Here is a 15,729-nt window from a genome sequence, read left to right as displayed (position 1 = left end):
TCGTGAGAGATTTTGGTCTCTCGTTTCCTCTTCTCTTCGCATTGCTACTGTTTTTTTGCTTCGCCGGCAGCTCCCGACTTCTCGCCGGCGGCACTCCCCAATGTTTTCATCGCCGTGCACTACCGGCATGGCCGATTTCTCGCCCTCCGTGGGACTTCTGTCCGACATCGCTTCCCCATAAAGACGGGATTTCCGGCCGATAATTCAACGGAAAGGCTTATCTTTGCAGCATTTCTTAGCAAAAACAAAACCCTGAAACATGAAAATATTGATAACAGGAGCCAGCGGTTTCATAGGCAGCTTCATCGTGGAGCATGCGCTGAAAGAAGGCATGGAAGTATGGGCGGGAATCAGGCGGAGCAGCTCGCGCGCCTATCTCACAGACAGGCGAATCCACTTCCTTGAGCTTGACCTCTCGGACGCAGGCAAGTTAAAAACCGCACTCGAGGGGCAATGCTTCGACTATGTGGTGCATGCCGCCGGTGCAACGAAATGTCTGCATGAACACGACTTCTACAAGACCAATACCGAGGGCACCATCCACTTGGCGGAGGCTTTGATGGAAACCCATAAAAACCTAAAGAAATTCGTCTATATCAGTAGCCTCAGCGTGTTCGGACCTATCCGCGAACAACAACCGTACACCGACATCACGGCCGACGACATCCCCCGTCCCAATACGGCCTACGGACGCAGCAAACTATCCGGCGAGAACTATCTGGACAGCCTTGGCGACCGACTTCCCTGCGTAACGCTGCGCCCCACGGGCGTATACGGACCGCGCGAACACGACTATTTCCTCATGGCACGCAGCATCAAAGGGCATACCGACTTCGCCGTGGGCTATCGGCCGCAGGTACTCACGTTTGTCTACGTAAGCGATGTAGTGCAGGCCGTGTTCCTCGCCTTGGAGAAAGGCCATGCCGGCAGCAAATACTTCCTGAGCGATGGCCACATATACGCCTCGCGCACCTTCAGCGACCTCATCCGCCAAGAGCTGGGCAACCCATGGCTCCTGCGCATCAAAGCCCCCATCGCGGTGCTGCGCCTCGTCACCCTCTTCGGCGAATACATCGGCAGACTGCGCGGCAAAGTGACGGCATTGAACAACGATAAATACCACATCATGAAGCAACGCAACTGGCGATGCGACATCACGCCGGCCTGCCGCGAGCTGGACTACCGACCCCAATACGATTTGGCACGCGGCGTGAAAGAAACCATCGCGTGGTATCGACAAAACGGATGGCTATGAACAAACTCTGGCAATACTTCAAGCCCGAAGCAAAACCCCGCAAAGGACTGCTCGGCCTCGAATGGCCCATGGCAGGATATTGGGTGTTCACACTCCTCATTATCCTCTTTGCTTATACCAAACTGCAAAACCCCGACTCCATGATATGGGGACGAGTGCGCATTGCAGCAATGACCGCAGGACTGTGGGCTGTGTACAGAATGTATCCTTGCAGAATGACCCTCTTGGCACGAGTCGCAGGACAAATGGCGCTACTCGCGTGGTGGTATCCCGATACCTATGAAATCAACCGCCTGCTCCCCAACCTCGACCACCTGTTCGCCACATGGGAGCAGTCTCTCTTCGGATGCCAGCCGGCGTTGCTCTTCCATTCCACATTCTCACATCCCGTGGTCAGCGAACTGATGGACATGGGCTACGCCTCTTACTTTCCCATGATGGTACTCGTGGTACTCTTCTACTTCCTCTTTCGATACGACGATTTCCGACGCGCCTCCTTCGTGCTCATCGGTTCGTTCTTCATCTACTACTCCCTCTATGTGCTCATTCCCGTTACCGGTCCGCAGTATTACTATCCGGCGGTGGGCTTCAATGAGATTGCACGGGGCATCTTCCCCAATCTTCACGACTATTTCTATAACCACAGCTACCGCATGGTTAGCCCGGGGTACACCGACGGATTCTTCTACCAGATGGTAGAGAGCGCCCACGAAGCCGGCGAGCGTCCCACCGCAGCCTTCCCAAGCAGTCATGTCGGCGTGAGCACCATTGTCATGCTGTTGGCATGGCACAGCCGCAACCGTCGCCTCTTTATCTGCCTCATCCCATTCTACGTGTTGCTCTGTCTCTCCACCGTTTACATCTATGCCCACTACGCTATCGACGTGCTGGGCGGATGGCTCACCGGCCTCACACTCTACTTCTCGATGATGAAAGCCGGAAAGCGATGGGCATGAATATATACGCAAAAAGAATCTCATCCTACACGACGATGTGACTATCATTCATCACTTGCGCTGTAGGATGAGATTCTTTTTATTTTGTTATATCAAACTTTATTATAAAAAGTCTGTACCTAACGAATTACTTGCCGAGAACCGGCTGCAAACGTGCAACCCGCTGTTTGCCGGCAGGTGTCTTTCCGTTGCTCTTGAATGGCCCTGTGTATGTAGCCTTGATAGACTTACCTTTATCTGTAATGAAATCCGTAGAAATCGTGTAATTCCCTGTTGCGGTATCCTTACTGATTGTAATGGAGCCACTCTCTACGAAGCCGAATGTAGACTCATCTATAGGACTTTCTACGTATTCATAGCGTGTACCGTCAGACCCTTTTGCGCCACCGCCAAAGTTCTTATAGCAGCCCTTACGCACGGTTCCGTTTGAACCATCCTCTGTTACGGGGAATGTGCCAACGCGTGGCATACCATGACCATCATCAGACATGAAAATCATCACACGATTGCGCTTATACCATGAGGCTCCCTCTGCATAAGGATCGCCGCCATCCATAATTTCAAAACATATACCATCCAAGTCGTATGGAGAGGCATGATCGCAAGTGAACGCTATGTCCCTGTCAAGGTTTGGACCTGTATAGCCCTTAAATGACTTGTCTCTATAAGCAAAATTTCCTGTATATGTGAGAGCGACAAGCTCACCATCTGCCTGTTGTATCAGAGCTTTTACAGTATAAGTTCCGTCACCATTCTTCGTTATCGTCAGAGTGGCATCATTATACTTCACATCCTTATTCTTATAGTTTTTGTCGGACTCGTATTCGTAATATTCAGTCAACATACTTTCATCATCGTCCATACACATGTCTATAGGGGTGTCTCCCGTGTAATATGAATAGGTTCCGGGCTGAGGCATAGGATTGATTGTGCCATCTGCCGTCTTGCAGTATATACTGAAATGATAGAGCCGTCCGTTACCTTTTGGATACACACCATCGTGTGGGCAATCGCCCAGACGGATAACGAAATTCTGGTAGCCGTTCATAAATGCATCTGCCCAATAATCCACATCGAAGAATGTGGACGCTCTATTCTTATATTCATTTGAAACGGTCTTCACCTTCTGCTTTGAAAGTATTGTTGACAATCCATATTTATCAATAGGCAACGCCAAGATATAATACTCTACGCCCGCCTTCAGATTCTCAAACGTATATTCCTTGCTCTCGGTAAATTTAGCAGAGTTATGCGTCTGAACATATTGTGTAAAATCCTCTTTAGAATCGGCTGGTATCACCCCCACATAATAAGAAGAACAATTGTCGGGCATGGTAAAGCTCACCTTGCAGCTATTGCTTTCTACATTCACTACAGAGATTCCCACTTCCTTATTTTCTACATATTCGAAAGTGATATCATCTACCTCTTCCACAGAGTAGGTCTTGATAACACGATTGTCTTTATGGAAGACCATTCTGTTGGGATTCCGCTTTTGTGCTGATACTGTTATATTACACAAAAACAATGCGATAAGTGCGATTACATAAAAACGTGTTTTCATATCTTATTTGATTTTTTTATTTTACGATAAACTTCATTGAATAACTCTTGATTTTCAGAATATACATACCCTTAGGCAGGTGGCTTACATTTATCTTTCCTCCATTCCATGCCTTGAGCGTAGTACACAAGCTGCCGCCTACATCATAAATGGCTACGTCGGCATTTTCCTCTGTCCATCCGTCTACATAAATCGCTTCATCACGATATGACACGAAGAGACGCTTAGTAGTGACACTTGAAACATCGGTAGGCTTCAGAAGGAACCATAGCTTACGCAGCTTGGAATACTCAGCCTTGTTTTCTTTGTCATTGCGATCAACAATACTTAATTCAGACTCGTGAAATACGATTTTCTTTAAATCGCGAAGATTGAAAGTCTTCGTATTTCCATCTTTTGAGACAACACACATCTGCGTATCGTCCGGCGAGGCTGCATGTGCAGCCAAAGAGAAGCTGCACACAGCTAATCCCGCAAATAATTTTACTATATTCCTCATTTTACTAACGTATTACTTTCTTACCATTGATGACATAGATGCCCTTTGCCAGACCCTCGATTTGGCTGGGTGTGGCATTTTTCATTATCAATACTCCATCGATAGTATAAATGCTGTTCGCATCATTATCCGAAGCCTTCACGTTTTCGATGCCCGACGTCACATCCACTTCTACCTTGATATCGTTATCACTTGTAAGGATTACCTTATAAGTACCATCTGCCTCTGGTTTAACAGCTTTTGTGCCGTATGTGAACGATTTAATCTTTGATTTCCCGCCCGTGCTGAATGATAGTTCCGTATCCTCAAGAGTTAAGAGAGGGGTACTGAAATCTGAAACTACATTGATTCGGTCTTTCATTACAACCAGATTGTCGGCATTGCCCTTCACATGAATATAGGTTTTCACCTGAATAGGAGTTTTTGTGAAGAAGAATTTCACTACGTCTTTATCTTCTACATTTAGCGTATAAGATGAACCTCCTCCAGAAGTTGGCGACACGAGTTGCTCGTTCTTATACACATTCAGGGTTGTTGTACCATAGAATGATGCGCTGAAAGGCAGGTCGCCGTCATAGAATGCCACCGGATTATAGCCCGTTGCCATGTCTATCTTGGTGTAATCCTTTCGCATAAAGCGAATATAAGAAGGCACTGTTGTGTCATCCATATAGACCATAACATTCTTATCGCGAACCAACTCTTTCGTTGTTACCGTAACATTCATGTTGTCTTTCACGTTCACATTTACTTCACTGTTACCATCACGCTTCACGAAATCCGTCGTCCCATCGCTTACGCTTACAAGCGTGTATCCACTGTTTGCAGCAATCGCGATAATAGGTGTAGTCTCCGGCACCTCAATGGTGTTTTGACCACTTGTCACCTTCACCTTATTTCCATAATAAGAATAGCCCTTATATACGGTTACGTGTGATGCGTCGTCGATATTGATAACGGCCTTTAGATTACCATATTTACGGGCTACAATATCTACTGTAGTCTTTCCGATCACCATGAAGCTATAGCTACCATAGAAACTTACATCAGCTCCGTTCACCTTGAACGACTCCAATGCATAGCCATTCGTATTACCTTCTATTACGACCGTCGCACCGGCCTTTACCGTGAAATGGTCGTTCAAGTAGTTTTTCACTTCAGTGCCATTCACCGAAACCTTAGTGATAAAGCCTTCAGCCTTTTCGCTAAGATTGAATTTAACGCTACAATCTTTGTCCGGGTAGTTGGCCTTGATTTCAATTTCGTCGCCATTCACCACAGCAACTCTATATGTGCCATATGCGGCAGATACAGGCGTGGAGTTCTTCTTCACGCTATACAAAGGAACGGAGTGTTCTTTTGATGAAATAGCGAATGGGGACTCCAGCTCCGGAACGAATTTCACGCTGTTCTCCCCATTCACGAGAGAATAAGTGGTATATGTTCCCGACATTCCGAGCGTTACCTTCGATGCATCATCCACTGTCACCTTACACACTGCCGTGCGAGCTTCGTCGAGCGGGCAAGTTGTGATACTCCACTTCGCATCCGCGTGTGTGGCTTCATTCAGGTTGAATGCGAAACTTGTAACCGGATGGGCAATCTCCGAGGTACTACCATTCATCACCGATTTGATAACAAAACCGGTATTCGACGAGATGGAAAGCCGATCACCTGTTTTAACATCAAGCACATTATCGCCATTTGATAATGTTTGACGGGATGAACCCAAATAAACTGTAATCTTAGAAGCATCATCAACATTCAAAGTAATGTTGAAAGCTTTTGCCTGTAATGGGGCAATCATCACCATAAGGGTGAGCAAAAATAAGTACTTTTGTTTCATGATGTTAGGTTTCTTGTGTATTTTCTTTCCTTAGTGTTGCAATTGCAAAACAATTGCAACACTTTGAGCGATGCAGCAAATATATAAATAAAATCTGAATAGTTCATGCCTTTGAGAGAAATATTTTCAATATATGGAGCAATCCGGCCTGTGAAAGAATGAGAGTGGAATATTCAAAACTTTCCAATTTATACGCGAGTTCGGGATAAGAGAATCTTATCTAATTGCCCCAAAGAGGCGACAGTCCGGCAACCCTATTCCGAACTCACGTATTTTTACGTTTATGCTTCAGAGTGCCGTACTCCTATACTTCTTTTAACTTTTAATCTTCAGAGTGCCGCACTCTGGTATTTTTTTATCATTCTACCTCCAAGCGTGCGGCTACTTTGCTCTTCGGTGTCCTCTCTCCTCGGGGATGCGGGTAAGCTCCGTCAGGGTTTACTGTCCGATAGCCTTATCCCGAACTCACGTAATTTATGATTTTCCGGTGGCTTGAATCCGTAACTTTTCACCCGGTTTTTGTGATAGCTTTTCAGTATTTATGAGTGAAAAATACGAGATGGTAACGTTTCGGGGTCGTAAAGTTATAATTCATAAGTCAGTATCTGTACATGGTACAAATGGCGTTTGTACCTGGCACAGATACGATTTGTACATGACAAGGTCGGCAACCTTTCTCGCAGCAAACGGCCTTTATACCAAACTCACGTATATGTTACTGACAGGGGTTGTTCAGACTTCTAATGACAATTAGGGATAGTAAAGACCGCACCACGGACGAGCCATGTGCGGTCTTTACTATTTGTGTTGGTGAGAATTAAAAGGAAGTGGCCGGACTGATGCAACCCGTAGCATCGGGGTTAGGCACACAGGCTGTATTGATATTGGTTTCGTACTCGAGAATGAAGTAGTTCATCCACGGTGCAACATATCCTCCGGGCTTAGAATTGAACATGGCTAACGAATTGTAGTTCGTGTTGTCCTTGCGGCGTACCTGTGCTTTCAAACGTTTATAGTCGAAATAGGTGATTCCCTCGCCCCAGAATTCAATACGCTTCTGCAGCAGAAGCTCATTGTTGAAGTCGTCCATCGTAGAGATGCTGGCTGCGGAATACGAGTTGTCGGTATAGCGATAGGTATTGATGAAAGCCTCCAATTCCGTAGCTGCGGCAGAGATTCCGTTGAGATGAGCCTTGCACTCTAACTCGATGAACTTCATCTCTTCCATGCGCATCAAGGGAATATCTACGAGTAGACCGACGTATAAGTCGTCTAAGTTTCCCCTACCCGGACGGAACTTTGTATTGGCGTATGCCGGCAGTCGCAGCCATTCGTCTTTGGAGAGTAGCGAGTGTTTCACCGGTTTCCCGTTGATATTGATGGTTGCATATTGTGTATACCCGGCATCGGTTCCTGCGGCGGCAGGGTCAATCCACGAATAACGTCGCCAATCGCCGAGACCTATCTGGTCGTACAGTGCGCTACCAATCAAGCGGTAAGTCCCAAACGAACGGGGCATATTCCAATCTGGCTCCGTGCAGATAACGCCGGGGAAAGAGCAATAGTAGGAACCTACCTGCTCACGGGTGCTGACAGACATGTCCCACATCCACGCATTGGTCGGTTTGTTGAAGCCGGTCTCGGGATCGTGCCACTGTGCTTCAGTCGTGGGCGTATAGCCACTTTGCGCCTGCTGAGCGTATTGAAGTGCCTTTGTGTAGCAATCATTGGCCGACGTAATATTCAGTTTATCGTAGCCATCCGTGGCGGCATTGTCAGCATTGATAGTGGCTGTCAGGTCTTCGGGTGTGGTCTCAAAGCGGGTGGCTAACTCCAGCCATAGACGGGCTTTCAGACCGTAGACTACGCTTAAATCGGGAAGCGTCTTGTCTGTTCGCGTATAACCGGTAAGATAGGTCTCGGCGTTATTCAGGTCGGTCATGATAAAGCGATACATTGTATAGAACGGTGCACGGGGATTATTTTTCTTTTCAACATCCGTCATTCCCTCTTTTACGATGGGGACAGTCAGTCCCCAGCAATTCAACTCGTCGGCTTTTTGGTCTACGGATGTTACGCCGGTCTTCTTAAATTCAAACATGCGTGCCATATCAAGATAAGCCAATGCTCTATAAGTGAGGGCTGCACCTAAGTAGTTCTTCGATGTGGTGGAGGCTGTATTCGGATCTATCACGTCAATCAGGGCATTGCAGGTCTGCACGAGATGGTAGTAATAAGAATACGTATAGTAAGGCGGATAACGTAAGTCCGTAGCGGCCTCTACGCTGGTCCAATAGTTGTAGGCGTCGTCATAGCAGGGGAAATCCTGTCCCTGTACCTCACGGAAAATCATTTGGCAGGGATATCCGAAGTCTTGTGTGTATTCGCCGCTTGACCCCCATGTGTTATAAGTAACCATATACGACACGATACCGCTAAGTAAAGCCTTTTGCGACGACTCCATGCGCTTGATTTGGTCGGCAGTTAAAGTGGCTGATGGCATGGTCTCATCAATGCAGCTCACGAGGCCGAGTGAAGAAAGGATTACGGTCAATGCCACTATTTTATTGAAAATATGGTGTTTCATCGTTTACTCTGTTTAATGTTAGAATGTGAGTTTTACGCCTCCGGAAACGGTTCTCGAAGGACTGTAAATGGTAGTACTTGTACCTCCGCTGAACGAACCGCGGGGGTCGAAGCCTTTGCGTTTGCTCCAATAGTAGAGATTGTCGCCGGCTACATATACGCGGATACTGCCCAGACCAAGCGTATTTACCCATTCCTTCGGTAAATTGTAGCCTAAGTTGATGTTCTGGAACGTCAGATAACTTGCATTCAACAAGAAACGATCGCTCTGTGAACCGGTATTCAGGTCGTTGTATTGCCAGCGGGGAATATTGCTGTTAGGGTTATCCGTACTCCACGCTTTGAGAGCATCTTTATGAATAGAGTAGCCTCCAAGCCCACCCGCAGGATTACCCATCAGGCCAGCATACTGATAGTCGTAGGCTTTGCCGCCGATAGAATAGCTGAACGCTACCGATAAATCAAAGCCGTAAAGACTGAGTGTCGTACCGAAACCACCATACAAATCAGGGTGCGGATTACCACAGAGATAGAAACTGGCGTCACCATAATTGGTGGTAGTCTTCATCTCACCGTTGCTGTCTGTATAGTACCATTGCGACAAGCCATCGCTTGATACGCCGGCATAACGCTTCATGTACCATGTATAGAGGGGCAGTCCTTCACCGTAATAGTAGCTTCCGCTGATGTAGCCCGGGTGACCGTCGATGTTGAGGTCGCCCTTAATTGAGGGCTCCAAGTAAGTTACTTTGTTTACATAGTGGGTGGTGTTAAAGTTAATATCCCATGTAAGGTCTCGTGTTTTGATAACTGTACCGCTGAGATCTATCTCTATTCCTTTGTTCACAAGGTTACCTACGTTATCGTAAGAGCCTGCATAACCGGCCGAATAAGGTGCTTGAATGAAACACAGCATGTCGGTAGTCTTCTTATAGAAGTACTCTATGCCGCCGCGCAAACGACTTTTGAACAACTCGAAGTCTACACCTATATTGAAGTTATTATTGGTTTCCCATGTGATCTTAGGATTACCTTTCGTATTCAATACCAAACCTACTTTGTTATTGTTATTGACAATGGAATAGGTGTCTACGTAGAGGTAGTTGTCTATATTATCGTTACCTTGCTGTCCGAAAGAGGCTTTCAACTTCAATTGGTCTACCCACTTTATGTCTTTCATGAACTGCTCTCGAGAGATAATCCATGCGCCTCCGATGGAATAGAAGTCGCCCCATCTGTGGTCGGGATGAAATCTGCTGGAGGCATCGCGGCGATAAGACAAACTGCCGAAGTACTTCTGGTCATAGTCGTACTGTCCGCGGAAGAAGTAACCTTCAGAGTTGTAATCGGAATTACTGTCGCCGGCATTGTCTATTTTCACGGCTGCTGACAGATGCTGTGCCGCTTTGTAATTGGCCATAACGGTGCGTGCACCCCACACTGATTCGTAATGGTAGCGATAGTACTCGTGACCCAACAGCAATTCTGCATGGTGTTTACCGAACTCACGCCTGTAATTAATAAGTTGCTGGAAGTTATACGAATAGGTTTGAGAGCTGGTTTTCGATATGTAACCATCGGGGTAAAGCGTTGAAGAAAAGCCGTAGTAGGGGTTTGAAGTCTTCACACTACGTGTATCATAGGTAGTAGCCGTACCATTGACCGTTACTTTCAAACCCTCTGCAAAGACTGGTGTAATGTCGGCATAACCGAATACAGAGAACATGTTGTCCTTTCCTTTGTAGGTGTCTATTTCATTTTGTTGCAAAGGATTGAGGGAGGGAAGCACCGGACGCCTAAGGCCGATGACGGCACCGTCGCCATAGTCGTACATTTTCCCGTTGCTGTCGCGCATAATATGACCGTTAGCATCTCTGATGTATACGGGATAAATGGGTGCCATGTTGTTGATTTGATAGAAAAGACCGCTCTCGTCTTGTTTGATTGAGTTATACTTACTACGTGTAAAGTTCATATTCGTACCCACCCTTAGCCATGGTTTTGCCTGATAATCGGCCTTGAATCGAGTCGTTACACGATTGAAATCAGAATTGCGCACAATGCCGTCATTCGTCAGATAACCCAACGAAGCATAGAACAGCAACTTATCATTACCACCGGAAATTGTGGCATTATATTCTTCTCTGAAGCCGTTACGGAATCCCTCTTTCTCCCAGTTGTCGGGACGAATGGTGTAGGTATTTCCGCCGTATGTTACCTGATTGCCCAACGTGGCTTTCGGATTCAGCCTACCGTCTTCACCAATCAAGAGTTCGCCAGTCGGCACATTGTACACGATGTAACCCAATCCGCCGGTCGTAGTATTACCCGTCAGCTGTGCATTGGCTGCCGCTGTAGCCGCAGAACCTGTCAGTCCCATGACATTCACCTGATAGTTATACAACGCCTTGTAGTAATATTCATAATACTGTGCAGGGTCATTGATGGTTTCATAGTCGCGCTTGATACGGCTATTGGCTCCCCACTTGGCATCAAATGTAATCACAGCATCACCCGTTTGGCTGCGCTTGGTTGTTATCATAATGACACCATTAGCGCCACGTGCACCATAGAGTGCTGTAGAAGAGGCATCTTTCAGTACCGTCACAGATGCCACATCGGCAGGGTTGATATTGCTCCAGCCGCCATCATAAGGTGCACCGTCTACAATAATAAGCGGGTCTTGTCCGGCATTGATACTGCTAAAACCGCGTACACGGATAGTGGGCGACGAGCCGGGATCTCCGCTGTTGTTCAGCATCTGCACACCGGCGGCCTCGCCTTGCAAGCCACTTAAAACGTTGGTTAATTGCTTGTTCTCAAACTTCTTGGAGTCTACTACAGCGGCAGAGCCCGTAAAGGCGGAGCGTTTTTGTTCACCGAAAGCGGTGACAACAATCTCATCGAGCACGGAATCGTCGTTATACATCACGATTTTCATTTCCGGTTTCACCGTGCCCGTAAAAGGTTTCATACCCACGTATGTCACCTCCAATTGAGCTCCTTGTCGCACGTCGTTCAGCGTAAAGCGTCCTTCCATATCGGTAACAGCCACAATAGAAGTGCTTTTCACTTTCACAGTAGCTCCGATAACGACATCGCCGTTCTCTTCCACTACCGTACCTCTCACGGTGATACTTCGTTGTGCGAACGTCACCATAGCCGCTAGCATGAAGACAGCGAACAATAAAAGTCTTTTGGTTCTCATGTTTAAATAGTTTGTTTAAGTCTTGTTTTTCTGGGTTGGTTTTACTACCAATGCTGCAAATATACGAAAATAATATTTTATTTCCATTACCTTTTTCTATAAAATATTAGAGAAGATATTGTTTTTTTACAGATGATGATACCCGTTACACATAGACTTCCTGTTATTCGAGATATGCACTGAAGCGAGAAAAGCCTGTCATCATCACTTCACCTTTATTATAATACGCGCGCAAGAAAATCCCATCTTCCACTATGAAAGAAAAGAGCTATCAACTCTGTAAATGAGGGTTTATTTCGTAACTTTGCACACATGAAACGAGTAAAACTGATTTTCCTCCTCTTTTTCACTACTTTTTCCATGATAGCAACGGCACAAGCCAACAAATCTTACCATGGAGATGGCATTGATGACTACCTGCGCTTCGTGCCTTTTACCTCGGTCTTTGCATTGAAGGCCATCGGCGTAGAAAGTACCCACTCATGGAAACAACTAACACTCCGCGCTGCGGCATCGGGCGCAATGACGGCCGGTATCACTTTCACATTGAAGCAAATTATCCATAAAAAACGCCCCGACGGTACCAATCGCCAGGCCTTTCCATCCGGTCATACGAGCTTCGCATTTGCCGGAGCCACAGTTCTATGTAAAGAATATGGTAGCGTAAGCCCGTGGATAGCCGTGGCCGGTTATGGCGTTGCCACAGCTACAGCCATAAGCAGGGTGTGCCGACATCGGCACGATTGGACTGACGTAGCCGTTGGAGCTGGCATTGGAATCCTCTCAACAGAAGCCTGTTATAGGCTTGGCGACCTACTCACGGGCGAGAAAAGCAAATACAGTGTAGCAGTAGCTCCCAATGGCTTACAACTCATCGTAAAACTATAATTATCAAGAAATGCAAACGTTTGCATAAGAAATGCCTTTTTTCGTCGTATAGGGCTTCCCTATCCTTACCTTTTATTCGTACCTTTACCCGAAAATACTAACCCAACATCTATGAGAGTACAATATAACATTGCTTATCAGACTGTCTTCGGAGAAGACCTGATATTAAATATTATACATGGAAAGACCGGCCATAAAGAGAGCATTTCTCGTTATCGAATGAGTACCAATGACGGCCTGCATTGGACGTGTGAGGTCAATTCACAAGATGAACGCGGAGCCGTGGAAGATTACTATTACAGCGTGGAACGCGACGGCTGCGAGGTGCGCTGCGAGTGGAAGACCATCCCCCATCGGCTGGAGCTTACCGGCGGCAAGAATGCTGCTTATACGGTTTACGACCATTGGGTAGACATGCCCGAAGACTCCTATCGTTATACCACCGTTTTCTCCGACTGTATCTATCATCGGGAACGCACTCCGATGCGTGCCTCCACCTATTCCCGCACCCTCAGAATCAAGGTTCGAGCACCTCAGTTGCGTGCCGGAGAAACATTGGTCATATCCGGAGACGTACCCACTCTCGGCAGTTGGAATCTGCAAAAGGCCGTTCGTATGACCGAACACAACATCAATGAATGGGTAGTAAACCTCGATGCATCCAAGCTCAAGACAGACACTGTGGAATTGAAGTTTGCCGTTGTGAGCGATGCTCCCGACTTCGTACCTTTCTGGGAAGAGGGTTTGAACCGAAAGATAAGCATCCCTTCCATGAAAAGCGGTGAGATAACAGTCTACGAACTCCCGCAGGCATTCTTCCCCATCCCCAACACCCGTTGCGCGGGAACCCTCGTTCCCGTGTTCTCTTTGCGGTCTGCAGGCAGTTTCGGAGTGGGCGATTTCGGCGACCTGAAGCAGATGATAGATTGGGTTTCTTCCACCCGGCAACGCGTGTTGCAACTGCTTCCCATCAACGATACCACCATCACACACACATGGACGGACTCTTATCCCTACAGCTGTATCAGCATCTATGCCCTGCATCCGCAGTTTGTCGACCTCCGCAGCTTACCGGCGCTGAAAGACAAAGTCGCTGCAGAGCATTTCAACACCCTGCAAAACGAGCTTAACGGCCTTGATAAAATAGACTACGAACGCGTGAACGAAGCTAAAACGGCTTACCTTCGACTGCTTTTCGACCAAGAGGGTAGCCGCATGATGAGCACACAGGGCTTTAAAAACTTTTTTGAAGAAGAGCAATATTGGCTCGTTCCCTACGCCCGATACTGCCACTTACGCGATACGGAAGGTACAGCCGACTTCAGCCGATGGAAAGGAAATGAACAATGGAAAGAAGCCGACCGTGCTGCCCTCTCTTCGCCTCGCACCAAGGCTTATAAAGAGGTGGCGTTCTATTATTTCGTACAATACATACTCGACAGGCAGATGGCCGATGCCCATACCTATGCCCGAAACCGGGGCGTGGTGCTCAAAGGCGACATTCCCATTGGTGTGAATCGCTATAGCTGCGATGTTTGGCAAGAACCGGAGTACTTCCATCTCAATGGACAAGCCGGTGCTCCACCCGACGGTTTCTCTGCTAACGGCCAAAACTGGGGCTTTCCTACCTATAATTGGGAGGCCATGCTGAAAGATGGATGCCGTTGGTGGATACGTCGTTTCTCGAATATGGCCAAGTATTTCGATGCCTATCGCATTGACCATGTACTGGGTTTCTTCCGTATTTGGGAAATTCCCTCGCATGCCGTGCACGGCCTTCTGGGGCAATTCGCTCCCGCTTTAGGCATGACGCGCGAAGAGATAGAAGCCTATGGCTTACACTGGCAGGAAGAACTCTTCACCCAACCCTTTATCATGGACTGGGTGTTGGAACGCATCTTCAAAGAGCATGCCGACGAAGTGCGCAGGCTCTACGTCGTGCCCACTCACGACGGACGCTACAAAATGCACCCCGATTATGACACGCAGCGCAAGGTGGAAGCGGCCTTCGAGGGTAAAACAAGTGATAAAGACATTTGGATTCGCGACGGATTGTACGCCTTAATCAGCGATGTACTCTTCGTTCGCGACCATCGAGACACAGATAAGTTTCATCCCAGAATATCCGTTCAACTCGACTTCATCTACGAGTCACTCTACGATAGCGACAAGTTCGTGTTCAACAAGCTCTACAACGACTATTACTACCGTCGCAACAATCAGTTCTGGTACTATGAGGCCATGAAGAAACTGCCCATACTTGTGCAGGCCACCCGTATGATGGCATGTGCCGAAGACCTTGGTATGGTGCCCGACTGTGTATCATGGGTGATGAACGAGTTGAAGATTTTAAGTCTCGAATTGCAGTCTATGCCGAAGAATCCGGATGTCCGTTTCGGCATACTCGCTCACAATCCCTACCGTTCGGTCTGCACCATCTCGTCGCACGACATGCCCACTTTGCGCCAATGGTGGGACGAAGATATCAACCGGACACAAGCCTATTACAACACTGTGCTCTATCGCGGAGGAGCTGCTCCTCATCCATTGCCCGGCTGGTTGGCAAGAGACATCGTGGCGCAGCATCTTGCCTGCCCGTCCATGCTCTGCATTCTTTCCATTCAAGACTGGATGGCCATTGACGAAAGTTTGAGACTCGACGACCCGGATGCCGAACGAATCAATATTCCGGCTAATCCTAAACACTATTGGAGATACCGGATGCACGTCTCGCTGGAAGACTTAATGGAGAGAAATGATTTCAATTATGATATTACAAACTTGATTGCACAGTCTGGAAGATAACAACAAATAAGGCAATGGGACACAATTCTTTGTGTCCCACTGCTCGTATATGTATAAAGGATAAACAAAACGGACATGAATAGAATAAAATTACTGACAATCACATGCCTCTTCTCTATCAC

Annotated in this window: 9 protein-coding genes; 4 read left to right on the top strand and 5 right to left on the bottom strand. The window is 47.2% G+C overall.

Features of this window, described 5'->3' with window-relative positions:
* Positions 1-259 precede the first annotated feature (259 nt).
* On the top strand, positions 260-1,255 hold the full coding sequence (locus HMPREF0658_RS07910) for an NAD-dependent epimerase/dehydratase family protein (protein ID WP_006949969.1): 996 nt from the start codon (positions 260-262) through the stop codon (positions 1,253-1,255).
* Positions 1,252-2,211, top strand: coding sequence for a phosphatase PAP2 family protein (locus HMPREF0658_RS07905; protein ID WP_139047744.1), 960 nt, complete (start codon positions 1,252-1,254; stop codon positions 2,209-2,211). Before HMPREF0658_RS07910 ends, HMPREF0658_RS07905 begins: the two co-directional genes overlap by 4 nt.
* 127 nt (positions 2,212-2,338) lie before the next feature.
* Here HMPREF0658_RS07905 and HMPREF0658_RS07900 read toward each other — a convergent pair whose 3' ends face one another.
* The 5 genes from HMPREF0658_RS07900 to HMPREF0658_RS07880 form a co-directional block, all read right to left on the bottom strand.
* The gene (locus HMPREF0658_RS07900; RefSeq protein ID WP_006949967.1) at positions 2,339-3,775 is read right to left on the bottom strand and encodes a fibronectin type III domain-containing protein; all 1,437 of its coding nucleotides are present in this window, start codon (positions 3,773-3,775) and stop codon (positions 2,339-2,341) included.
* 16 nt (positions 3,776-3,791) lie between these two features.
* The gene (locus HMPREF0658_RS07895) at positions 3,792-4,274 is read right to left on the bottom strand and encodes a T9SS type A sorting domain-containing protein (RefSeq protein ID WP_006949966.1); all 483 of its coding nucleotides are present in this window, start codon (positions 4,272-4,274) and stop codon (positions 3,792-3,794) included.
* A gap of 4 nt (positions 4,275-4,278) precedes the next feature.
* Positions 4,279-6,120, bottom strand: coding sequence for a hypothetical protein (locus tag HMPREF0658_RS07890; RefSeq protein WP_006949965.1), 1,842 nt, complete (start codon positions 6,118-6,120; stop codon positions 4,279-4,281).
* An 817-nt stretch (positions 6,121-6,937) separates the two neighbouring features.
* On the bottom strand, positions 6,938-8,707 hold the full coding sequence (locus HMPREF0658_RS07885; RefSeq protein WP_006949964.1) for a RagB/SusD family nutrient uptake outer membrane protein: 1,770 nt from the start codon (positions 8,705-8,707) through the stop codon (positions 6,938-6,940).
* 18 nt (positions 8,708-8,725) lie between these two features.
* Positions 8,726-11,914 (bottom strand): SusC/RagA family TonB-linked outer membrane protein, encoded by a 3,189-nt coding sequence (locus tag HMPREF0658_RS07880; protein WP_006949963.1) that lies wholly within the window; start codon positions 11,912-11,914, stop codon positions 8,726-8,728.
* A gap of 312 nt (positions 11,915-12,226) precedes the next feature.
* On the opposite strand from HMPREF0658_RS07880, the gene HMPREF0658_RS07875 reads away from it, so the two are divergent.
* Together HMPREF0658_RS07875 and HMPREF0658_RS07870 are read left to right on the top strand one after the other, a co-directional pair.
* Positions 12,227-12,802: a phosphatase PAP2 family protein gene (locus HMPREF0658_RS07875; RefSeq protein WP_006949962.1), complete on the top strand. Its 576-nt coding sequence runs from the start codon at positions 12,227-12,229 to the stop codon at positions 12,800-12,802.
* Between the two features lie 111 nt (positions 12,803-12,913).
* Positions 12,914-15,607 carry a 4-alpha-glucanotransferase gene (locus tag HMPREF0658_RS07870; protein WP_006949961.1) on the top strand — a complete coding sequence of 898 codons (2,694 nt, stop codon included), beginning with the start codon at positions 12,914-12,916 and terminating at the stop codon, positions 15,605-15,607.
* The last annotated feature ends 122 nt before the right edge of the window (positions 15,608-15,729 follow it).

It is taken from the genome of Hoylesella marshii DSM 16973 = JCM 13450, from assembly GCF_000146675.1.
GTDB classification, from domain to species: Bacteria; Bacteroidota; Bacteroidia; order Bacteroidales; family Bacteroidaceae; genus Prevotella; species Prevotella marshii.
The sequence above is the reverse complement of the archived record's forward strand: the minus strand, read 5'-3'. Positions and strand labels throughout refer to the sequence as shown.